Origin of the sequence: Pseudomonas sp. IPO3749 (genome assembly GCF_013386605.1) — a bacterium.
Taxonomy (GTDB): Bacteria; Pseudomonadota; Gammaproteobacteria; order Pseudomonadales; family Pseudomonadaceae; genus Aquipseudomonas; species Aquipseudomonas azotoformans_A.
The window spans coordinates 65,653-88,042 of sequence record NZ_JACARN010000068.1; the positions used below are offsets into that span (position 1 = coordinate 65,653).

General features: G+C 55.4%; 14 protein-coding genes and 1 pseudogene. 10 read left to right on the forward strand and 5 right to left on the reverse strand.

All coding sequences use genetic code 11. From position 1 onward, the window contains the following. Nucleotides 1-80: 80 nt before the first annotated feature. Nucleotides 81-836, forward strand: a pseudogene (locus HX812_RS32475) (MCP four helix bundle domain-containing protein); the annotation flags it as partial. Between the two features lie 132 nt (nt 837-968). Continuing rightward, on the forward strand, nt 969-1,694 hold the full coding sequence (locus HX812_RS32480) for a methyl-accepting chemotaxis protein (RefSeq protein ID WP_371317961.1): 726 nt from the start codon (nt 969-971) through the stop codon (nt 1,692-1,694). A gap of 60 nt (nt 1,695-1,754) precedes the next feature. Here HX812_RS32480 and HX812_RS24445 read toward each other — a convergent pair whose 3' ends face one another. Further along, entirely contained in the window at nt 1,755-2,114 is a 360-nt protein-coding gene (locus HX812_RS24445; protein WP_033902872.1) for a helix-turn-helix domain-containing protein, read from the reverse strand. Between the two features lie 104 nt (nt 2,115-2,218). Here HX812_RS24445 and HX812_RS24450 point away from each other — a divergent pair, with 104 nt between their 5' ends. The 4 genes from HX812_RS24450 to HX812_RS24465 all read left to right on the forward strand — a co-directional run bounded on the left by HX812_RS24450 (nt 2,219) and on the right by HX812_RS24465 (nt 8,078). Further along, nucleotides 2,219-2,968: an SDR family NAD(P)-dependent oxidoreductase gene (locus HX812_RS24450; RefSeq protein ID WP_038847117.1), complete on the forward strand. Its 750-nt coding sequence runs from the start codon at nt 2,219-2,221 to the stop codon at nt 2,966-2,968. A 220-nt stretch (nt 2,969-3,188) separates the two neighbouring features. Next, nucleotides 3,189-4,442 (forward strand): site-specific integrase, encoded by a 1,254-nt coding sequence (locus tag HX812_RS24455; protein ID WP_038847120.1) that lies wholly within the window; start codon nt 3,189-3,191, stop codon nt 4,440-4,442. Nucleotides 4,443-4,453: 11 nt separating this feature from the next. Beyond that, on the forward strand, nt 4,454-5,974 hold the full coding sequence (locus HX812_RS24460; RefSeq protein ID WP_038847121.1) for a tyrosine-type recombinase/integrase: 1,521 nt from the start codon (nt 4,454-4,456) through the stop codon (nt 5,972-5,974). Continuing rightward, a complete protein-coding gene (locus HX812_RS24465; protein ID WP_177128150.1) occupies nt 5,961-8,078 on the forward strand; it encodes a hypothetical protein in 2,118 nt (705 codons plus the stop codon). The genes HX812_RS24460 and HX812_RS24465 overlap by 14 nt, the downstream gene beginning before the upstream one ends. 1,062 nt (nt 8,079-9,140) lie before the next feature. Here HX812_RS24465 and HX812_RS24470 read toward each other — a convergent pair. Further along, on the reverse strand, nt 9,141-11,366 hold the full coding sequence (locus HX812_RS24470; RefSeq protein WP_038843353.1) for a Mov34/MPN/PAD-1 family protein: 2,226 nt from the start codon (nt 11,364-11,366) through the stop codon (nt 9,141-9,143). Further along, the gene (locus tag HX812_RS24475) at nt 11,363-12,553 is read right to left on the reverse strand and encodes a hypothetical protein (protein ID WP_038843350.1); all 1,191 of its coding nucleotides are present in this window, start codon (nt 12,551-12,553) and stop codon (nt 11,363-11,365) included. The genes HX812_RS24470 and HX812_RS24475 overlap by 4 nt, the downstream gene beginning before the upstream one ends. Before the next feature lie 129 nt (nt 12,554-12,682). Here HX812_RS24475 and HX812_RS24480 point away from each other — a divergent pair, with 129 nt between their 5' ends. Then, nucleotides 12,683-13,558 carry a WYL domain-containing protein gene (locus HX812_RS24480; RefSeq protein ID WP_038843347.1) on the forward strand — a complete coding sequence of 292 codons (876 nt, stop codon included), beginning with the start codon at nt 12,683-12,685 and terminating at the stop codon, nt 13,556-13,558. Further along, the gene (locus HX812_RS24485) at nt 13,551-14,090 is read left to right on the forward strand and encodes a hypothetical protein (protein ID WP_050572377.1); all 540 of its coding nucleotides are present in this window, start codon (nt 13,551-13,553) and stop codon (nt 14,088-14,090) included. The genes HX812_RS24480 and HX812_RS24485 overlap by 8 nt, the downstream gene beginning before the upstream one ends. Before the next feature lie 71 nt (nt 14,091-14,161). On the opposite strand, the gene HX812_RS24490 is transcribed toward HX812_RS24485, so the two are convergent. Both HX812_RS24490 and HX812_RS24495 read right to left on the reverse strand, forming a co-directional pair. After that, nucleotides 14,162-15,331 carry a hypothetical protein gene (locus HX812_RS24490; RefSeq protein ID WP_038843345.1) on the reverse strand — a complete coding sequence of 390 codons (1,170 nt, stop codon included), beginning with the start codon at nt 15,329-15,331 and terminating at the stop codon, nt 14,162-14,164. Between the two features lie 63 nt (nt 15,332-15,394). Further along, nucleotides 15,395-16,126 carry a hypothetical protein gene (locus HX812_RS24495; protein WP_038843343.1) on the reverse strand — a complete coding sequence of 244 codons (732 nt, stop codon included), beginning with the start codon at nt 16,124-16,126 and terminating at the stop codon, nt 15,395-15,397. A 434-nt stretch (nt 16,127-16,560) separates the two neighbouring features. On the opposite strand from HX812_RS24495, the gene HX812_RS24500 reads away from it, so the two are divergent. Both HX812_RS24500 and HX812_RS24505 read left to right on the forward strand, forming a co-directional pair. After that, nucleotides 16,561-19,179 carry a PD-(D/E)XK nuclease family protein gene (locus HX812_RS24500; RefSeq protein WP_152514689.1) on the forward strand — a complete coding sequence of 873 codons (2,619 nt, stop codon included), beginning with the start codon at nt 16,561-16,563 and terminating at the stop codon, nt 19,177-19,179. Next, nucleotides 19,176-22,352, forward strand: a complete 3,177-nt coding sequence (locus HX812_RS24505) for an exodeoxyribonuclease V subunit beta (protein ID WP_038843341.1) — start codon at nt 19,176-19,178, stop codon at nt 22,350-22,352. The genes HX812_RS24500 and HX812_RS24505 overlap by 4 nt, the downstream gene beginning before the upstream one ends. Nucleotides 22,353-22,390 lie beyond the last annotated feature (38 nt).

The following is a 22,390-nucleotide window of genomic DNA, read 5'->3' on the forward strand; positions in this document are numbered from 1 at the left end:
GTAGGGATGGCCGATAACATGAGCAGCGGGGCTTCTGCGGTTGGGTTCCCAACCGGCTGACCAGGCACGGGGATACCAGCATGACGATCAAACTACGCTTGATGCTGTTGATAGCGACCGGATTGCTCGCCGCCTTGATCATGAGCCTGGCCGGCTACCTGGGAAATACCCGGATGGGCACTGCCGTGCAAGACAGCGAAGTGAGCATGACGGTGCTGCGCAACCATATGGAAGCCGACATGATGCACGACGCCCTGCGCGCTGACGTGTTGTCGGCGATGCTGGTGGGCCTGGGTAAAAGCACCAGCAGCAAGGCCGAAGTCGACAATTCTTTGAAAGAGCATGCCGAGCACTTCCGGCAGGTCTTGGCGGACAACCTCAAGTTGCCGCTGGACGCTACGCTCAAGGCAAGCCTGGAAAAAATCAAACCTAGCCTGGATAACTACATCGCCACCGGCGAGCGCATCGTCGCCCTGGCGCTGGACAATCCTGAAGCCGCGCGCGGGGAACTAGGCACATTCAACGCCGCGTTCAGCCAGTTGGAAGATCAAATGGCGGGCCTGAGCGAGTTGATCGAAACCAATAACCAGCAGACCAGCATGGGCACCCGGCAGACCATCAGCAACGCCAACGTCACCCTGGGCGTGGTGTTGATTGCCAGTCTTCTACTGCTGTTGGCCCAGGGCCGTTGGGTGATCCTCAGCATCATGGGCCCACTACAAGCGGCTAGCCGCATTGCCGCCAGCATCGCGCGTGGCAACTTGAGCGAACCCATCGTCGAGCCCCAACGCAAGGACGAAGCCAGCGCCTTGATCCGTAGCCTGGCGACGATGCAAAAGGACCTGCGCGGCATGATCGACGTGGTGCGCAGCAACGCCCATGGCGTCAATGGCATGAGCGAGCAACTGAGCCGTGGCTGCCATGAAGTGGCCGGCAGCAGCCAGCAACAGAGCGCCGCCGCCAGCACCATGGCCGCCGCAGCGAGTGAAATGACCGCGAGCATCGAGGAAATCACCCGGCATGCCGGACGCGCACTGGACATGGCCAACCAGGCGCAAATCTTGGCCAAGGACGGCGGCCGGGTGATTCATCAGGTGGTCAGTGACATGGATGGCATTGCCCGTTCCGCGCAGCAATCGGCCCAGGTGATCCGCACACTGGACAAGGAGTCTGAGGCCATTTTCAGCATTATCCAGGTGATCAAGGGGATCGCTGACCAGACCAACCTGCTGGCCCTGAATGCCGCGATCGAGGCCGCCCGTGCGGGCGAGCAGGGGCGCGGATTTGCCGTGGTTGCTGATGAAGTGCGCAGCCTTGCTGGACGCACCAGCGCGTCGACCCAGGAAATTGCCGCCATGGTCGGGCGTATCCAGCAGAACACCCGGGAAGCGGTGACCAGCATGGAGGAGGGCGTTGCTCAGGTGGACAAAGGCATGGCGGTCACTGCCGAGGTAGAGCGGGCGATTCGCGAGATTCTCCAAGCGACGTTGAACACCACGGAAATGGTCAACGATATCTCCCGGACCATCGGCGAACAGAGCCTGGCCAGCAATGAAATTGCGCACCAGGTGGAGATGATTGCGGGGATGTCAGAGAGCAATAGCCGAGTGATCGGGCAGACGGCGTCGACCACTGATGAACTGTCCAACCTGGCCGGGAAGTTGTCGCAGTCGGTTGATCGGTTTCAGATGTAACTTATTGATTTAACTCAACTAAATAGTCATTTAGTTGAGTTGGCTATCAGGGCAGGGGACTCAAGACTGGGAGAGGGTGGCCGTACGCCGCTCAGCGATACGCTCAACGGTTTGCATATGCTCCGTACCCCATTGGCACAGCCCGCCCAACGCCGTCGCCAAGGACCGCCCGAACGGTGTCAGCGAGTACTCGACCTTGGGCGGTATCTCCTGGAAATCCACGCGGGAGATGATCTCGTCGCGCTCCAATTCCTTGAGTTGCTGGATCAGCACCTTATCGGTCACGCCGCCAATCGCGCGTCTTAATTCCCCATATCGATGAACATTTTGCGCAAGGTTGAACAGCACCAGCGGCTTCCATTTACCGCCAATCACCGCCAGGGCGGCCTCGAGCCCGCAATTGAATGAGTTGTTGGCCATGATCGAGCTGACTCCACGTAGGGTACTTACCAAAAGGTGCATACTATTCAAAAGAATAGCGTAGATCTACAGTTGGGCCTCAACCTTATTCATTGGAGTTCACCATGAGCAGGCTCAACGGAAAAATCGCAGTCATTACCGGTGGCAACAGCGGCATCGGCCTGGCAACCGCCATTCGCTTCGCGGCGGAAGGCGCTCAAGTCGTCATTGTAGGCCGTCGACAAGAGGAATTGGACAAGGCGCTGCAACTGATTGGCCCTGAAGCCATCGCCATACAAGGCGACATTTCAAAACTGGACGACCTCGATCGCGTGTTTACCCAAGTCAAAGCCGCCAAAGGCCGGGTCGATGTGCTGTTTGCCAATGCAGGCCTGGGGGATTTCCAGCCGATCGGCTCGATCACCGAGGAATCGTTTGACCGTACCTTCGGCATCAACGTCAAAGGCACGCTGTTCACTGTACAAAAAGCCTTGCCACTGATGAGCGCCGGCAGCTCGGTGATCCTCACAGGTTCGACCACAGGCACCATGGGCACACCGGCATTCAGCGTGTACAGCGCCACCAAAGCGGCGCTGCGTAATTTCGCCAGGAGCTGGGCGCTGGACCTGAAAGGCACAGGCATTCGCGTCAACGTACTTTCACCAGGGCCGATCTCGACACCGGGCTTGGACCTGGCGCTTTCAGGTACAGGCCAGAAAGACGCAATCATCGACGACATGACCGCGCAGGTTCCGTTGAGCCGTATTGGCAAGCCCGAGGAAATTGCAGCGGCAGCGTTGTTCCTGGCATCGGATGAGAGCAGCTTCATGACCGGCAGTGAAATGTTTGTCGATGGAGGCTTTGCTCAGGTTTGAGTGAGATAGGGGTTTTGCCTGTTGAAATCTGATGGGCACTGCCCCTGATCACGCAATACGATATTACGCATAATGTATATTATGTTAAACGAGGTGCTATGTCAGATATGTTCATAAGCTACGTAAGTCACTGATTCGACCAATTCGTATTTGACGCCTACTCTCTCAACGGGCCATGTCCATAGTGTTCATGACGAGTCCTTGAATGAGGTGGCTTTCGATGAAACTGATTCAGTGCAGGTTCTCTTCAGGTCAAAGACTACCGCTGCTTGTACAAGCTGGTGATGCGACGCCGTTGCCCATACTCATTCCGTTCATCTACGTCCAACTCAAACTCAGGCACCGCGCTTACAACACGGCTGCGGCGCACCTGCGCGCGATCCAGGCTTTCTACGCTTATGCCAAAAGCCGAGATCTGGATATCGATGAGACCATCTTGGCCTGCGACTTTGAAGCGATTCTGGCTTTGCTGGACGGTTACGCTATTTGGCTCCAAAGTGGCCGTCATGCCGATAATCTGATCGCCCGAATCGGCAAAGCTGGCACTGTACTTTGTCAGCAGATCAGTTCACGAACACGTGACCAGTACCTGCGCCTGCTGAAAAAATACTTGTCTTGGTGCGTCACCCGTTACATCCCGCGCGTCCGTCAGAATTCAGCCACACAGGCTGACATCAACGTGGTATTTGCCGATGTTGCCGACGCCATTGAGCGACGCTTTGAGAGCCATATCATCAATGCTCGTCCCGATCGCACTCGTTACCGCAGCCTGACAGATACGCAACTACAGATCGTTCGCACACTGATTCGCCCTGGCGCTGCGGCGAATCCGTTCCCGGAACGTTTGCAACTGCGTAACTGGCTAATGATTGAATTGCTCTTGGAGACCGGCATCCGTCGCGGAGAGCTTCTGAAGCTCTACACCACGGATATCAATAAAGGTTCTCAGCACGCCTATGTCAGCATCAATGATCGCGAAAATGATCCCCGCGACCCGCGCGTTGAAGAGCCTGCGCTCAAAACACATGGGCGGACCGTAGGCATCTCCGCACAGTTGTATGAGGTCTACGAGCGCTATATCCAGCGCGACCGGCGCCCTCTGCGTGACGGTAAACCGATGAAATTGCTGTATCACTATTTGTTCATCTCGGATCGTGGCCGCCCTCTGTCGATCCGCGCGTTGTCTAACGTTCTTGATCGGCTGTTTCTGACTATTGAGCTGGCTCATCCAGGATTGTTGCCTACACTTTCTGCGCATGACTTTCGCCACACCTTTGCAGACCACTTTTTGGCTTACCTGGTCGAAAAGCGTGGGCATGACCTCGAGCGGGCCACGGACGAACTACGGCGAGTCTGCGGTTGGTCTGAGACCTCGACTATGCCACGCCGTTATGCAGGTCGTTATCTAGCCGAGTCGGCCAACCTCCACAATGCCCAGCGCACCTCGGCAGCCTGGAGCCGACTTGACAGTTAAGGAGGTTCTCCGTGACCAAATCAGCCGATCAAGAACACGCGTCACCGCCCTCCTCTTTGCCAGCTTACGTGTTCAGGGGGCCCGCTCACGTTGCGATTCGAACTCGCACTAATGACCAACCACGCTACGTCGATACCCGGCTAAAGGTGTGGACATGGTACGACGGTGGAGTCGCGCTGAAAATTGATTGGGTCGAGCTAGCCTTAGCTCCAGAGCTTACTGAAATAGCCAAAGGCTTTATGGCTTATTCGTTAGAGAAGTATGCTCCCCAAACAGCATTCATGTTTGCTAGGTTTCTTGTCTACTTATCAAGCACCAACCTCGCCCAACACTTTCCTTGGGGTCAGCAAAACTTTATTGCCAAATTAGAAGACTTTAAACAAGTTAGGCACAACCTAATTGGGCTTCGCAGATTTTATCGCTGGGCAATGGATAGAGGAATTAATGGATTCGATCCAATTACATATTTAAAAATCAAGGAGGTAAAATCAGATCGGGTTGACCCCTATGCTCGAATTTTTCTCTCGCAGTCTGGGTTAGAACTTGACGAGGAAGTTCGATTGCTCAAACGCATTGAACGAGAACCTAAATCTGACTCTTGGGAGGATGTTCAGCTTAATATAGTGCTTCACTTGGGTTTCGAACTCGCACCTCGGTCGATTCAATTTCATTCACTTGACATTGCTGACTTTGAGTTTATTGAGAGCGCAGGTCACGAGAAGTACTATACCCTGTGGTTACCCATGGCCAAAAAAGTCGGCCAGCGCAGACCTGAGCGGCGCCCCCGCAAGATAACCACCCGCCTGGGTGAGAAAATCTCACGCCACGTTTTAGAAATTCAACGCCGTTTTGGTAGCGACTGTGAACCATTATTTGTCAATCCTTGTGGAAGGCGTCTCTCGGTTATTGAAATCGGTACGGGCCTCAAATACGAGCTGCGTGAAGCTGGGATAGATAGGCCGAATCAGGTATCCATGTTGTTGCGCCATCACCTCGGGCAAGGCTTGGCGGATCAGGGTACTCCAGCAGACATGATTGCCGAACTGCTCGGTCACAACAGCACGGTTGCAGCGCGTGCTTACGTAACGGCCACCCCTAACATTGCCCGGATCAAAGAGAAAGCACTGGGTAAGAGCCCGGCCTATCAACGCATCATGCGCAGCTTATTAACTGGGAAAATCGTCCAACGCCGCGATGCAACTCCTGAAGCAGCCGTCCGCGGCGTCATTGATACGCAATACATAGGCGATATTGGTGCATGCGCCCTGCCCGTTCATACCCACTGTCCCTACAACCCTATATACGCGTGCTACACCTGCAAGAAGTTCCACCCCTTTGCTGACGGCCGCCACGAGCAGGTAAAGGATGCGCTCCAGCGGGAGGCCCAACGGTTCATTGATATGGCAGAACAAGCCGGTGATCTGAGTCACAACCGGCCCCTCGCCCAGCATCAGACAACCATCCTGGCAGTAAGCGCTACGATCGAACGCTGCCGGCAGCACACGGAGGGTGCCGAAGGTGACGCTGTCTAGGGCAAGGCTGAGCCTCGAAAGCTTTATTGCACAGGAGCAAGCGATTTTTCGGTCATTACCGATTTCAACACCATGGGCGGAATCATTCTGGGGTATCGGAAATTGGTTGCCGCAAAGGGATGTTAACAAACATGCACTTACGTTTGAGACGCACCGACAAGCCCTGGAAAAGACAGGTTATCCTGCACCGCCGAAGGGCCCACTCCCCTTTGCTTTCCAAGACTTTAGCAAGGCTCTAATTGTGTATTTACAACGCACCAGAAGCCTGAAGTTTTCGATGGTGGCTGCATACAATATTGCTGTTCGACGGCTGTACAACACCCTGTTTGAGCGCGGTGTATCCGACCCCACACTCCTGACGCGAGGCGATTTCGACCGCGTCGTAGGCTTTCTCCGTGAGAGCGGCTACAAGAATATCTACGACGCGATCTCTCACCTCCAAGTAATAGCGAATACGATTGATAATCTCCAATTAACCGAGTTCGCCATCCACTTTGAGCATGATGCAAAACCAGAAAAACGCCGACACGATTACATTTCATTGCACGACCCTGATCGTGCGGTAAAACAGCGTAAATCTGATGATAGATTACCTTCTCGTGAGGCGATGGAGGCATATGCACTATGTTCGAACAACCCACTTAGTGACGGCGAAGAAATTTTGCTGCGAGTGATCGACTTATTGATAGCGACTGGGCAACGAGGTAACGAAGTAGCCGTAATACCCTATGATTGTTGGGTCGAAAGGCCGATCAAAGGGACGACAGGAGAAGTAGTTGTCGATGCACATGGCAAGCCTCTGGTCGAATGCGGGATTAGGTACTTCGCGGAAAAGCAATTTCAGTCCCGTGTTCATTGGCTGGCTGAAAGCGACATTCCTCTAGCCAGGCGCGCAGTAGAGCGATTAAAAACGCTAACCAATGAACAACGAGAAATTGCCGCCTGGCAAGAACTCCACCCAGGACGTATTTGGAGCTACCCCCCTCAGTCAGTGATCTCCGATGCAAAGGTCTTGGACTGGCTAGGTTTTAGCGAAGCAAGAAGCGCAAGCAGAAATCTATACCTTTTCCTCACACGCAACGGTGTCCATCCATTTGACGATGAACCGGATGAAAAGCAAGGAAGGTCGTTAAAGCGACGTTACGTCGCCGGGGAGATTGAGCGACTGATCGTCCCGAGGATCCGTGGGCACGCGGCATTGACAGAAAATGTCGGGGGACAAGTTCGTATCGTACTTAGAACCAGCGAAACGCTTGCGATCGCTTTCGACGGCCAATTTCGTTTCGGTGGACGTGAGGCGAATGTGTTTCGTGCGGTCCCGCGTCGGGTCACCCTCGGGGATATCAATCACGCATTAGGTGACGATGAAAAATATACGTCCATTTTTTCGCGTCGTTCATTAACCGAATCCGATGGAACTCCGATTAGGCTAACAAGCCACCAACCTAGACACTGGCGGAACACAATTTACCACTTGACCGGTATGAGCGATGTTCAGCAAGCATTGGCTCTGGGGCGAAAACGCCTCGACCAGAATGTTTATTACCAACACACGAGCATTGAAGAATACACCGCAGCCCATCATGAGTTTCTGGCGTTCAATAGCTATCACGAGCGCCTCGACTTTCTACATACAGCCATAAGAGGTAAGCGAATTCATGGCGCTTTGACCGATAGTTACCATGCTTTGCTATCAGATAAAGGTACAACAATTGCGGAAGCATTCCTCACCGTACACGCCACGGCGCTGCATGTGACCCCTTTCGGAGGTTGTATCCACGATTTCTCCCAGGCCCCCTGCCCTAAGCATCTTCAATGCTGGAATGGCTGCTCGCATCTACATCTGATGGGCACTCCATCGGAGCGGGTCAACCTTGAAAAACAAGCCAAGAATCTGACGAAGGCAATATCCATCATGCGCGACGCAGGCACCGGGGAGGCAGGCAGCGATGTATGGCTAGCAGACCAGGAAAACAAGCTCAAGAATTTAAAATCTGTCCTTGCACGCGATACCAATGGAGGTGTGCAACGCGTGTTTCCAAACGGGCGTCCAATCACGGTTGTGGACTCGGACAAACGACACAGTTCGGTATCAGATGACTAGGGGCAACTATGGCACGACGACAGACATTGAGGGGCGGCACTCTTGACGAAGCAATAGACGCTCTCCTCGCCCAGATGATTAGCTCAGGAGTGGAGATCGCTCCCATTTCCCGACCGGAGGTGCAGCGCCGGTTGGGCCTGACAAGCCGAGCTACGCTAGGAGGTGACCGTGGAGAAAGAATTGAGGCCGCCCGTATTGTTCAAATGAGAGAAAGCGGGAGGGATCCGGATGGTGCCCGCCGGCGCAGGAGTCTAGAAGAGCGTATTGCAAGTCTTCAAGCGGAGAACGCTGCGTTGGCAAGACAGCGAGACAAGCTTTTCGAGGCTCTGTCAGTAATAGCACACAACTGCCTTATGAACGGTTTGGACGTAGAGTCAGTAATGGCACCGTTGAGAAACACCCGATAATCAGGCTGAGTAGTCTTCGTATCGACTACAAATTACGGCATGGTAATCTGCCCACATTGCTAGGCAGTACTGCGTCAGCTCTTACGACTGCACATTACGGTACACGTTCGTCCCAGACGCAGAGCGTTGACATGAGCGCCAACCGCTCGTAGAGTTTGGCTTGTAGACCTTGTAGACCTTGTAGACCTTGTAGACCTTGTAGACCTTGTAGCCCTTGAGGCACTTGAGCTTTAACTCCCCTTGAGGGATCTGCAAAGCCCGGTAACGACCGGGCTTTTGCCTTTCTGCTGTATTGCTCTGAACTCTCATAAGACGTTCCCTCGTATTCACCCTTTTATCGCCGTTGTGTTTTCAACCAGACGCGGCTTGCTCAGGGCTCCTCGTACTCGCCTCAGTTTAGGGCAGCGAGGTATCTACAAAACGCAGGGCGATTCAGTCGCCGTCCGAGTTAGAAGGTCCTGCTGAGCGCTTGAAAGAGGTGATGAGAAAACCTGCTGGATCACGCCGTCAACGCATTCCCCACCAGAGTTCGCCCGATAGAGAAAAATACGATTTCTACCCCGACGGCGGGGGGCATCATCCCACTGCCTCCTCTATTAGCCAAAAGGTTCATCTCATGGCTACTGACGAACAGTGGGCCTGGGAGCTTGGTGAATCAACACACAAAGATCCCTACAGCACCTTTGGCAGCGATCACCATCAGCGCTGGCAATCCTTCAACGCTCATCTGCCTATGCAGGGTACTCAGCAAATTCTCGTCGAGCTCACTCGGGCGAGCCGGACAACCGTCGGGATGCGAATGCCATTCGCCCACATAATCCACCATGCCAGCAGTACGCTTGTGTACTACCTCCAGCGCTTCTGCCTGGCCCTCTTGCCCTCTAATGAAATGGCTCGGACTGGCCTCGCTGTCCGGCGGTGCCGGCAGAACGTCAACAATGACAATCGTCTTCGTTTTGAGATCCGTGACGCCGAGGATTGCGCCACCCGTTTCGTTCGGAAGGGCCTTCTGTCGAGCGGTGTACAATTTCTGAACCAGTGACTCGTCGTACTTCACCGTCCAGCCAGATGATTGCGCAGTATGCACTTGCGCGGTGTCGATCTCATGAGCGGTAACCGATCCGGATCGGTCATCTGATTCCCAGACACAAATCCTTGCCTGCGACTTGGCGACTGACTGCCGAAGCTGCCTGGAAAGAATTCCGGCATGACCATGAATAGATTCACCCGACATCCTTACCGAAATGTCACGACAGCCACCGCCCACCCAGCGATCCCCCAGAGGCTGGGCCAAGTGCTCATGACCCCACTCGTTTTCCAGTATCGCTCGGTAGTACTGCCCCTCCAGACCGTCAATGCGCCGAAGCCTGTCCTGATCTTCGAGAATCATCACACTTGAGAGACCTGAAGGTGTAACGAACAAGCTCACGGTGCGGGGAGCTTCCGGTCTACGGGCGAGCTCACGTGGTGCCTCCAACGTTGTCGTTACATCCACCAAGATTTGGGCACCGCTCAACGACGAGGCGATCTCCTCGGTATCCTCAAGTATGCTTTTGGCAATTGCCTTGGGTGGATCCCAGTTCGGAAAGATTTCTACAGCCAGATCCCTCACTACGTTGACCTTTGGCCGGCCAACGTATAAATCGAACGCCACATGGCGGCATAAATTGTGAGGCAGCACCCGATCAGGGTCTATGAACGTCCACCGCCCCCAGCCTTGGCGAATCCATAGATCAGCCAACACGCTACCTAACGCCCCCACCCCGGCCAGGACGCCTTGGATGTCACTGTTCTCCTCAGGGGTGCCCGATAGATCACGAGCGGCTTTGGCTGTGAGAGCACTTCGAACTTCTACCGACATGAGCGGGATCAATCGCCAGGCAATACTGCCAGCTCCACCGAGGATCACGCTACGGTGACTCAACCCTTTCGAATCAGGGGGGCCTAGCATATCTAGGGCCGTTGCTAGGTCAAACAGAGAGACGTCCAGCATGTACCCAGCTACGTCAAAGCGTTCAGCCTCGCCGTCGCGTACGCGCGGAATCCAGACAGTAATGAGTACACCTTGGCCTTGGGCGGGAGCAGCAGAAACACCGCCTTCAATGGCGTCGTAAACGGTCGCATGAAGCGACTGATAGAGGTCGCTGCCCCAGCTTACGAGTTGATCATGCAGATCACCCAAGGTCTCTGGATAGCGAGCCAACGTTGGCGATCCCACAGGATTGACCACCATTGAGACCATCCTGACCAGCTTCGACTGGTCGCCTGGCCGAGTGGGATCGGCCCTCAAGATGATCGAGTCACCTACATCCACTTTGCAAATGGTCAACGTGTTGCTACCCGATTTTGCGTAATCGGTATAGTTGGAAGGCAGGATAAGCTGGTAAGGGCTCATGTAAAAAAGCTGCTCAACCGGCTGATCACTCCGGTGCAGTTTCAACAGAGCAGACTCTCGCAACCACCAGAACATTCGAGCGATGAAACGCTCCGGCGTCCAGGTTCGCTCGACCGTCGACCAATTGCTGTCGTACAGACAAAGCACCCTAGCCCCGCCTATGGAAGGTGGATGCTGGTGCGACAGCACAGGGAAGTCTTTACGCAGCGTGTAGACTACTACCGGCACGCGGAAGTCGGGGTTTACACCGACCGCCAATCGCTCGCGTCGCCTGACTCCTCCGAGATTACCCGAATCCACTGTACCGTCGCCGGCATCGATGACAATGTATTCGCTGATTATCGTCCCTGGTTTGTCCTTCCTGATTTCTCGAACATCGGTGTAGGGACAAGCACGTAAAGCTTTGAGGAGTGCCTGGGTATGGGGATAGAGGTGATCCTCATCTGCACAGTCCAAAACCTCACCGAGCTCGTAGTAATCGATCATTTGAACTTGCCAGCGCGTGGCGGAATCGACGCCGCTACGGAACTCGGTACCGCTCCAGCAAGCGCTGCAGCAACGGCCAGCAGTTTGACCTTACCATCCGACCGAACCTCGAAGTCCATGCAAGCCTTCTCACCGAGATCCCCAGTGCAAGAGAACCAACCATCAACTTCGTCCAGGATGCCCTGATACTCACGCTTCGCCCGGATGCAGGGCGGATCGCAATAATCGTCGAGAATCTCAACACTGCTGGAAACGATCGTTGCACCATTGCGTGCCTGGCTCAGGGCTTGACGGGCATCCCAACTTACCTTGGCGTTCTCGCCCTTGCCCGACCAGCTGTCCCACGAAAGCGTGTGCCAGGAACAGTGGTGCGGAGCTAGGAGCAGATCATATTCAAGCACCTCGGGCGTGGACTCGTAATGACTCCACATCCGCTCCCAGATCAATACCTCAGCGTCACCGCCAACAAGGAATTTGGTTTTGGTTTGCGAGTAAGCCGACGGCGAGATCTGAATATTCATGATCACGCTCGATTCGTTTTTTGTCAGGTCTTCTTCAAGATCCGCATCATCTTCATGCGGTGCCGGTGCGAGCAGGTGCGAGGTGAAAAACTGCGGAAGGTTTTCACCTGCGATCTGGCTGAAAGTCTGGCCGGCTTTAACCAGGATTGGGCCAAGATCGTCAGTCTTCCCCTGGTTGTCTTCGCCCATGATGCGAATGCGGTTCCCATCACCTGCAAAGCGATAATTGCGCCAGTAGATCACTCGCCGCCGCGCTTCTTTATCGAAAGCTTTCGCGTCGTCACAGAGGATGTGGTTCTTCGAACTCCGACGGAATACCAGAGGCGACGACCACATTTCACGGATCAAAATCCGCCTCTCCCAACGATCCTTGCCGTCGTCAGGGTAGTCCGCAGGATCGCCAAGCCAGAAGTGATTTCTCAGGCCTGCACAGTGGTCTTGGTCAGGATGACTCAATAGGAAGGCGTTGACGAATGGGCGGTCTTTGGCATCCCACTGCAGCCGCTCTCGCAATGCCCTGCCCACGTCAGGAGTGTCATCGTCTGGGTTGTCCGCAGCCTGGCGGATCCGCGAGTCAATCAGAATGGTGGTGACCAACGTATCGGCCAACCGGATCAACGTCATGTCACCGGTACCCACTTGAAAAAACGTCACCTTGGCAGCCATATATCCCTCCCCGGGCACTGGGCCATCTTTGAGAAACGCTACAGATACTGTAAGATACGTATAGAAACTCAATCCGTCTAGATACTATTCGAATATTTTTATACCCATTACCTACCAGGCTGATTTCAGATGACTGCTACCGCTACTCGTACCGGACGCTGGGGCCAGGAACGCCGCCTTGAATTTATAGATTTTCGGCTGCTGTGGGAGCGAAAACTCAATCGCTCAGACCTGACCATTTTTTTTGGGATTTCTGTTCCTCAAGCGTCATTGGATTTCGCGACCTATCAAGAACTCGCTCCTGACAACATGGCCTATGACCGAACGCTGAAAGCGTACGTGGCAGGCCCTGATTTCAAACCCGTCTTGACCAACCCGGATCCAGCGCACTATCTAAATGAGCTACAGCAGCGTGGCATAGGCAATATCGCCCCAACGGATAGTTTCATCGGCTGGGCGCCCCCAGTGGCGAACCTACCTTCTCCCATGAGGCAGGTTGATCAACAGATCCTGATCAAGCTCATCAGGGCGCTCCAGGCAGGCGAGGCAGTGGACGTCGACTATCGATCAATGACCAATTTCGACGAGCCAGCTGTTCGGACTATCTTCCCCACATCGTTCGCCCATGACGGCTTTCGTTGGCACACCCGCGCCTTCTGCTTCAAGTCAGGGATATTCAAGGATTTCGTTTTAGGTCGCATCAATGCCCTGAAGACTTCGTTTGCCCCTCCTTCAGAGGTGCCAGAGGACGTTGAATGGGAGACCTTCATCGATGTGGTGATCGGCCCGAATCCGAGCTACCCGCCACAAAAGCAAAAAGCAATCGAGCACGATTACCAGATGGTGAATGGCGAAGCTCGGCTCAGAGCTCGCAAGCCACAGTTGTATTACCTAAACCGCCGGCTGAACCTGAATGTGAAGCCAGGCGACCCGGTCAGTGAGCATCAGCAGATTGTGATGCTTCGGATTGAGAATGCTCGCAAGGAGTCAGCAGCAGATGAGTGAAACCACTTCAGCCAAGCCAAAGACAGATCTGACGATCGTCATCATCATCTATCTGCTGGCACTTCTGGTCTTCGCGACCTACTCCATCGGTGCGATGGCTCTGGGTTGGCTTTCTGAGCCCTATAGGCCTCTGAGAGTGCCGTTGATGTGTGGCGCGATCGCCTACGTTGGCGGTGCCCTGTACTGCTTCCGTGCGATTTACCTCAACAAGTGCGTCCACAAGCGCTGGGATCCGGACTGGCACGTCTGGTATTTCATCCGCCCCATCACCAGCACAATCGCCGGTGCGGTGAGCTACCTCTTCTTGAAGGCAGGCTTGTTGGTACTGGAGTCGACCGCGAACGCCGGAGCAAGCGAAATTGGATTTTTCGCACTGGCCTTCATAGCCGGCTTCAACGTCGACAAGTTCGTGGCGAAAATTGAGGAGGTCGCGAAGGCGGTGTGGGGCATTGATAAAACCCGGAGTGGACAGACTCGGGCTGGTGAGGCGGAGCCGGTCAAACCGCCCACTCCAACCTCCCCTCAAGCCTGAATTAGGTTCTTGCTTGGGAGTTTGATGCGGCAGGCTCACTGCCTGCCGCTGAGACTTCGTCAGACAGCAACTCAAAGCAGATTCGGCAGGAGAATCTTCAGCTGTAGGAAGACAAACCGCAAGAAGCAACCGCCACTGGCCAGGAACAGGCCAATGAGAGTGAGCCGGCATAACGGGCGCATCGTGTTTTGCCACTGCGCCACAATACGAGTGAATGTCAGCGCAGAAGCGTCGGTGCGGAACAGGTAGATGAAACCTTCCGCGTACGCCGACACCACCAAATTTCGAGGGGTTGGTAACCGCGATTGAAAATCCAGTGAGTTGTCGAACCAGCGCACCACCAAGTCGCCCTCCTTGCCCACCTTAGCCATTTCCGCCTCACTCTCATTCATGACGCTCAAGTGGAGGTTACGCAGAGGCATATTACGTGGGCACATTCGATGTACCGGCATGAACTTTTGGAATTCGTTCGGCTTGAATTCTTCTCGCCAGATCGCTGTCGATGTCAGTTTGGCGTATTCATGAAGTGCATACTCGATCCGTGCGGATGCGAATTCACCAAAGCCGCCGTAGGCTGGAATTTCACCATGCCGAGTGATGTCAAGCGCAAGTCGGTGTTTATAGGACTCTGGTTTAATTCCGCCTACATCCAAGTCATAAGGTTTAACGCCCCACCAGCGTCGCAGCTCATCCTCAACAAGAGCGAGTAGCCAGCGCCGCCCCTCAATGCCAAGGTATTCCTCCTTCCCAGCAAGCGTGCGCTTTAGCAGAACCGGACACTTCCACTCGAACCAGATCACCGCTAACAAGTAAAAGCCCCCGCCCACCAGCAACCAGCTCAAAGGCCCGACCGCGGCTTCTGCGCCCTTCAATGGCGGAGCTGCCTGAATGAATGCGGCGACCAACCCCCCCACCGCTGCGAGCTTGATACCGGCGCCTGACTTCATCCGCGACCAGAACGACCAACTCATCATTTGTCGAAACCGATGATATGCCATTTCCTGGCGCGTGTTGCGTCGCTCAGCCAAGGGAGGCCTGTAGAGCTCCTCATTCGGGAATTCATCCCAAAACCAGGAAATCCGGCTGAACTCAAACCGCCTCTCCCGACGCTTGTAACGACGGTGCTCTTTTTCCGATTCCGCTATCCGCCGGCGCATCTCATCGGTGAGCACGAACGCCTTTTTTGGCTTGATTGAGTCGTTTTGGTTTTCAGGTTCTGTTAGTTGGTTCTCAGCTGACAATGTGCCGCTCCTTGTCTGTTTGCTTCCGCGGGCTGCAAACGCAGGCGGTTCACAGCAAGCAAGTTAACGAACCAGATCAATGTCCTTAGCGTATACGAAGCCTTCGGTGGTGGTGATTGGTACGTTGGACGGGCTGCAAAAAACGTCGTGTTTGCCAATGTTGTTTTCAGCGCGATAAGACCAATTGAGCTCCAGGATTACCTTCTTTTCGCGTAGCTCTGGGATTTCTCGGCATTTGTCTGCAATAGTATTCGTAATGTTGAAAACGAATTTGTACATATCAAATCCGAGTTCGTAGACCCTTCCGTCAAGCCTTAGGCTAGGCTTTTGGCAGAACATTTCGAGGTCTTTCATGAGATTTGCGGCGTAGTCGAAGATCTCAGCGATATTACTCATTTCCCTTTGAATGAATCGCAATTTGGCTTTGTAATTTTTGTTTTTTTCGTCAGGTATCGTGTTATCGATAAATGATTTCACGCTTTTTGCGAGCACTTCTAGTGGTATTAGAAGGTGTTGCGAATGGCTAACGAGAACATTTTCCGCGACCTTGACACGGAGACGAATTTCGTTAACGTCGCCGACATGGTGAAAATAGTTTCTGATAAGCCGGAGTATTTTGAATTCTGGAGCAGTTTTGATGCTGCAGTTGAATAGCTCAAGCAGCTTATCAGCCGTAGAGTGGAGGTTATTCAGGTAGGTAAACAGCGTGTTGATGTCCCGCTCTTCAGAATGCCTGATGTCCAACAGTTCGCGCTGGCTGTGAAAATACCGATCAATAAACGTGTACTTCTCCATGTGGCTAGGCTCCACTCCCCGGCTGGTTTCACATCTTATTATAGTGAGGCGCAAGATTGTTCGAACTCATGCTCATTCAGCCCGCTCTGCGCACAGTCCAGGGCGAGGTAAGCCATGTGCTGGCAACTTGCACGCGTTCCAGTTTGCGCGAATAGGCCGTGCTATTTCCATTCTAGTGCGTAACCACCACAGCCAATGCTTGTAGGCGGTGATTCATCCAGAGCGAACGGCGCCCAGTGCGTGACGGAAAACCGATATTTCTTGCGAGGTTGCAGTAAATGGTTGCCAAGTGGTGGCGCTCCTTCAATCAGTCAAACAGATGCCAATAACGGTACGCGAATGGTGACTTTCGGTTAGTCTTGTCGACTAGGAGCAGGGGAACAAGATGCAATAGGACACCTGCATTCGATTGCCGTCAAGGAAGTCAGCGCAGCATGCACATCACTTTTGGCCTTTTCTTGGACGCCCGTCAGGGACCGTCCCCAACGAACTTCTTCAATAGCCCGATAGTCGGTCGCCTCGGTTTTCTGTCACTGCTGGAGACCTACCTTGGTCTAAGCGCGCCAGAAGCCTCAGCGGCCAGACGCGTGACCATCTACTCTGGTCTGCTGCGGGCCAATGACAACGGCTCGCGCTTCTACAGTGAGTCCTTGAAAGTCGACAGTATCGGTACGGCCGCGCGCCTCCTGGCTTGGCGTGACGAGTGGCGGCTTGGCGGCTGGGACGGTTGCGCGAACCCGGAGCACCCACCGCGAATCCAGGACCTTGCAGCCGTCGAAAACGCCGCTCTCGCAGCTCTACCGCCAGGAGAGGCCGAGCGCTTGCATCTGGTGATATACACTCTGAGTGCTTCCGGCCCTGGTCCCATCAAGTCAGTTCACCTGGTTGACCCGCCGGAGGACTTCCCGCGCCTCTGGCAACAGGTGTTGGATTACCTGCCCGAGGTTGAAGTTCGCCTTCCTGAACCACAGGGAGCAGGCCAACTTCGCGAGGTGCAGGAGCACGCCCTGACCGTACTGAACGGAGGCTCTGCGGGGAGTTTGGCCGTGCAGACCGACGGGAGCGTTTTGCTGGTACACACCCTCGCAGCCACTACTGCCGAACACTGGCTAAGCATGCAACACGCGCACATGCCCGAAGACCGAATGATCTTGGCCGAGGAGGCTGGAGACTCGTTGGACGTATCGCTGTCCGTGACTGGCAACGTCAACTGCGGGTTCGAACGCCCTAGTCAGCTCCGCCCAGCCCTTCAGGCTCTATCCCTTGCATTGGAGCTGTGCTGGGACCCAGTGGACATGAACCGATTGTTGGACTTCCTGACCCATCCGGTCGGCCCATTCAGTCGCGCTGCGAGAAGCAAGCTCGCACGCGCTGTCGCCAACCAACCCGGGATAGGCGGCGAAGCTTGGACGACGGTCAAGAACAGGATCGCTGCAGGTGACGATGCCCAGGAAGTGACAAATGAAATCACCTTCTGGCTGGAGTCAGAGCGCTGGTCACGCACAGTTGGCGTGCCGCTAGATGCACTGATTGCTCGTGTCGATCGGATGCAGGAGGCTATGCGGCGTCGCCTCTCAGGTGAGCCCGCTGACGCGGCAAGCTTTGTTGCGGCGCATAGCCAATGTGCGGCTGTTCAAGAAGCGTTAATCGAGCTGGCTCGGCAAGGTATGGCTACGCTATTGCCTCGAGAAGTTGAGCAGTTGGTTGCCCACGCCACACCCGCCGGAGCAACCAACCCCACTGCGGTTTCCCAAGTTGGTTGCATGCGCTCGACCAGTACGGCAGCCGCGTGCATCGAAGCAGCTGATGAAGTGATCTGGTGGATGCCGTCGACGCCTGCCCTGCCCTCGCCTCTACCTTGGTCTCCTGCCGAGGTGAACGCTCTGACTCAATCAGGTGTGCAGTTGCGAGACCCGGCGCGTGAACTCGTGTCGTTAGCACTGAAGTGGCTGCGGCCACTACTTGCCGCGAGAAAAAGATTCATCATCGTCTGCCCTCCTCCTGGTACAGAAATACATCCGATTCGCCAGCTTATTAAGAAGCTCGTACCGGATATCGAGTCCACTTCGCTTGACTTGGACACTGCACTCAACTCCACGCTTCTCGGGGTAACCGCCGAGGTGCTTGCACCTCAGGCGCTGCCCGCTATTCCACGACACATCCAACTCCCTCATCCCGTGCAGCTCGGCGACGCCCCACAGTCGTTTACTACGCTCAACGAGCTCTTCAATGACGCGGCTCTATTCGTTTTGAAACGAGTGGCGAAGCTAGATCCTACTTCAGTCCTGGGGGTTGATGAGGGCAACCGCCTGCTGGGCATCCTCGCTCATCGGGTGCTCGAGAAACTCTTCGCGCACAACAATGCCTTGAGTTGGTCAAACGCCGATGCCATTGCTTGGTTCCGCGCCGAAGCCGACTCGCTGTTGCTGACTGAAGGCGCTGTACTGCTTATGCAGGGGGCGGGGGTAACGCAGCAACACTTCCGGAAGGTTTGCGAACGAGCCATAGGGAGTCTCCTCGATCACCTCAGGCTCGCAGGTGCCATTCAGGTTCAGACTGAGGTGGAGTTCAGAGGAACCTTGGGAGCAGTTCCGCTGATCGGCAAAATTGATCTCTTGGTCACGCTTGGTGACAAGCGAACTGTCGCCGTGGACATAAAGTGGAGAGGCGATACCTACTACGCCGGGCTGCTTCGCTCTGGTGAGCACCTACAGTTGGCGCTCTACTCCAGCCTCATAGAGCAAACAAGCGGTGTCGCACCCGCCGCGCTTGGCTATTTCATCCTGGAAAGCGGCGGACTGTACATCACCGCTGCCGACATTTTCCCAAAAGCGCAAGTCAGAAGACCGCCCGACGGCGTAACCGTCTCCAACCTACTAGACCGTGCCCGCACCACGTGGGAGTGGCGCAAACAGCAGTTGGATGCGGGGACCATCGAAGTCGTTCCGGAAGATCCGAGTGACGAGTTCCAAGGCCCTGAGGGAACCCTTCCGGTCAACGGTCCAAACAAATGGGACCGAGACCACCTTATCTTGCTGGGAGGCTGGAAATGATGAACAACATCGAATTCATCAGTGCAGGCGCCGGCAGTGGCAAGACCTACAAGCTGACCGAAACACTCGCTCAAGCTCTCGAATCGGGCACAGCGCGCCCTCACGCCATCTTGGCCACGACCTTCACCGTGAAGGCCGCTACCGAGCTGCGCGAACGCGCCCGCTCCTGGCTGCTTGAAAATGGACGTATAGACCTGGCCACAGCTATCGGCCAGGCCCGCTTGGGCACCGTCAATAGCGTTTGCGGCCAGATGCTCAAGCGTTTCTGCTTTGAGCTGGGCCTGTCTCCCGATCAGACTGTATTGGGCGAAGGTCAATCCAAGAGACTGCTCAAAGCTACACTTGCCGAGTCGATGGAAGCCGACGCTCAAACGGAGCTTGTTCGGCTCACAGAGCGGTTCGGCATTGAGCAGGCGGACTGGTCCAAGACTGTTGAGGCTGTCGTTAAGGCCGCGCTCGACAACGATATTGGACCGGAGGAGCTTCGAGTGATGGGTTCCCAGAACGCGGACGCGATGCTCACGAATTGGCCTGCTCCGGCTACTGGGCTGGACCCAACCGAAGCATTGGCGACTGCGCTGGCCGAAGCACACAAGGGGGTAGCGGCATACGTAGAACAGCAGCAAGCTGTCGGTGCCAAAGTTGCAGACAACCTATTAAAAGGCCTAGAGGGACTTCAGAAGCTAGATCGACTCTTCCGTGAAGGCCGCTGGTGCTGGCCCGACTGGATCGGCGCAGCCGGATTTGACGCCGGCGCCAAGGTCAGAGATATCGTGGCGCCAGTCAAATCCGCAGCGCAGGTCCACGAGTCTCACCCGGCCTTTCATGCCGAAGTCCGCCAGTACCTTGACCAGATATTCAACCTCGCCGCCGACGTTCTCAATGCCTACGAGCAGGCTAAGAAGGCGCTGGGTGCCGTCGACTTCAGCGACCAAGAGGTGTTGCTGCTACGTGCGTTGAGGACAAAGCCATCTGTCCGGGAAGTCTTGGCGGCAGAACTGGATCTCATCATGGTTGATGAGTTCCAGGACACCAGCCCTCTCCAGCTGGCGCTTTTCATCGAGCTGGCCAAGCTGGCTAAGAAGTCGGTGTGGGTCGGCGACCCCAAGCAGGCTATCTATGGCTTCCGCGGAACTGACGCAAGCCTCATTTCCGGCGTTCTCAACGCCATCAAGGGCTGGGGCGGAATCTTAGGGAAGGTCCTGGACACCTCCAGGCGCTCCAACGAAAGCCTGGTCTCGCTCACTAATGGTCTATTCATCTCTGCGTTCGAGCCCGAGCTGACGCCCGAACAGGTTCGGTTGCAGCCACTGCGCAAGGACATTCCGGACCAGCCCGCGCTGTTGAACTGGAACTTCGAGAGCAGCCGAAACGACTCGGATTACCTATGTCTTGGCCAGGCCATCCGCGAGCTGCTGGAGTCCGGGGCCAAGGTCGAAGACAAGGACACCAAGGAGCTCCGTCCGATTCAGGCCGGTGATATAGGAGTGCTTTGTCGCTACAACGACCAGGTCGAATTTGCCGTTACGTCGCTCACCCACTGGGGCATCCCGTCAGCCAGTCCACGCTCCGGCTTATTGGGAACTGCCGAAGCCATCTATGTCATGGCCTGCCTGAGGCGTATGAGCGACCCAACCGACACTGTCGCCACCGCGCTGGTTCTAACCCTGGCTGACAGCACTCCGATCGAAACCTGGCTTGCAGACAGGCTGCAGCATCTCGCAACGGACGAGGCCAAGCCATACGAGTGGCTCACGACGGGCGATAGCGCCCATAAACTAATTGCCCGATTGGAAACACTGCGTCCGACGCTAATGGCTTTGACGCCACTGGAAGTGCTGCGACTTGCTGCTGCCGAGTCCCAAGTAGCAAGACTGGTCGGCCAATGGTCCACTTCTCCCCACGAGAGCCGCAACCGGATGTCCAACGTCGAGGCACTGGTCGAGCTCGGAAAGACTTTCGAGGACGAGTGCGTCGCCGCGAAGCGGCCAGCGACGGTTAGCGGCATGCTTCGTTGGCTGGACGAACTCGCTAGCCAAGAGGATGATAATCGGGCAACTTCAGCAGACAACGCAGTCTCGGTTCTCACTTATCACGGGGCAAAGGGACTGGAGTGGCCAGTCGTCGTGCTGACAAGCCTCGATGCGATAGCACGTACTTCGCTTTGGGGCGTGCGCGCGAGGACAGTTGGAGACTTCGACCCGCAGCAGCCACTCGCCAACCGCTTCGTCCACTGCTGGTTAAAGAGCTGGGGCAAGCGGTCCCAGCCCCAAGCCGCACTCAATGCCGAAGCCAGCGTAACTGGCCAAGCCATGCAGGCAGAGGCATTGGCGGAGAACAAGCGTCTTCTATATGTGGGCCTGACCCGTGCACGTGACATGAGCGTCGCACTATCTTTCGTGCGCAGGTCAGGCCCGGGCCGCGCCTGGGTCGGCGAGATTAAAGGTGCAGCCGAGCTGTTGTTCGGTGACTCAGAAATAATAACGACTTCCGAAGGCAAACAGCTTTCCAGGCTATCTAAGTCCTGGAACAAGGATGAGTGCTCAACGGAGCCACCTGCCAAAGCCCCCGAGGCTTGCCACTGGTTTACAACTCGTCCGCGCGTGCAGGCCGAACCTTTGTGGCACCGACCGAGCTCTGCTTCGGGCGGTGCATTCACGGTTGTCGAGACCGACGCCGTCGGAGTTCGGCTAAGCCTGGCAGGAAAGCCCGACATGGCATCGCTGGGCACGGCGCTTCATCTATGTATCGCACGCGCAGGCGTGCTTGGCGGTATTTCTCCCCCTGACGTCGAGGGCATTCTGAAGACCTGGGCCGTGGCTGGTTCTGTAGATAAGGATGCCGTGTGCACCCAGACCTCAGCGTTCCAAGCTTGGATAGCCAAGCGCTGGCCCGACTGTCCCGTTTACGTCGAGGTACCCATCGAAGCAGATGGCCCGAACGGCACTCGTATCCGGGGCCGCATCGATTTGCTGGTGGAGTTGCCAGACGGCTGGATTCTGGTGGACCACAAGTCGAACCCCGTGGGGTCAGCCAGAGACGACGACCTGATAGCCTTGCATGGGCCACAGCTAGAGTCCTATGGCCATGCCCTTCTCAGCGCAACCGGCAAGCCCGTGAGCCAGCGATGGCTCTATTTTCCGGTTGCTGCACGAGCCGTCCGCCTGTCCTGACGCTCTCAGAAGTGCGCCGAGTTTAGATCAATAGAAAA

Bases quoted from the DNA above. Each gene is read 5' to 3' on its own strand.
- HX812_RS24505 (WP_038843341.1), top strand. From the start codon at position 19,176: ATGATGAACAACATCGAATTCATCAGTGCAGGCGCCGGCAGTGGCAAG.
- HX812_RS24495 (WP_038843343.1), bottom strand. From the start codon at position 16,126: ATGGAGAAGTACACGTTTATTGATCGGTATTTTCACAGCCAGCGCGAA.
- HX812_RS32480 (WP_371317961.1), top strand. From the start codon at position 969: ATGGCCGCCGCAGCGAGTGAAATGACCGCGAGCATCGAGGAAATCACC.
- HX812_RS24445 (WP_033902872.1), bottom strand. From the start codon at position 2,114: ATGGCCAACAACTCATTCAATTGCGGGCTCGAGGCCGCCCTGGCGGTG.
- HX812_RS24450 (WP_038847117.1), top strand. From the start codon at position 2,219: ATGAGCAGGCTCAACGGAAAAATCGCAGTCATTACCGGTGGCAACAGC.
- HX812_RS24500 (WP_152514689.1), top strand. From the start codon at position 16,561: ATGCACATCACTTTTGGCCTTTTCTTGGACGCCCGTCAGGGACCGTCC.
- HX812_RS24470 (WP_038843353.1), bottom strand. From the start codon at position 11,366: ATGATCGATTACTACGAGCTCGGTGAGGTTTTGGACTGTGCAGATGAG.
- HX812_RS24485 (WP_050572377.1), top strand. From the start codon at position 13,551: ATGAGTGAAACCACTTCAGCCAAGCCAAAGACAGATCTGACGATCGTC.
- HX812_RS24475 (WP_038843350.1), bottom strand. From the start codon at position 12,553: ATGGCTGCCAAGGTGACGTTTTTTCAAGTGGGTACCGGTGACATGACG.
- HX812_RS24455 (WP_038847120.1), top strand. From the start codon at position 3,189: ATGAAACTGATTCAGTGCAGGTTCTCTTCAGGTCAAAGACTACCGCTG.
- HX812_RS24480 (WP_038843347.1), top strand. From the start codon at position 12,683: ATGACTGCTACCGCTACTCGTACCGGACGCTGGGGCCAGGAACGCCGC.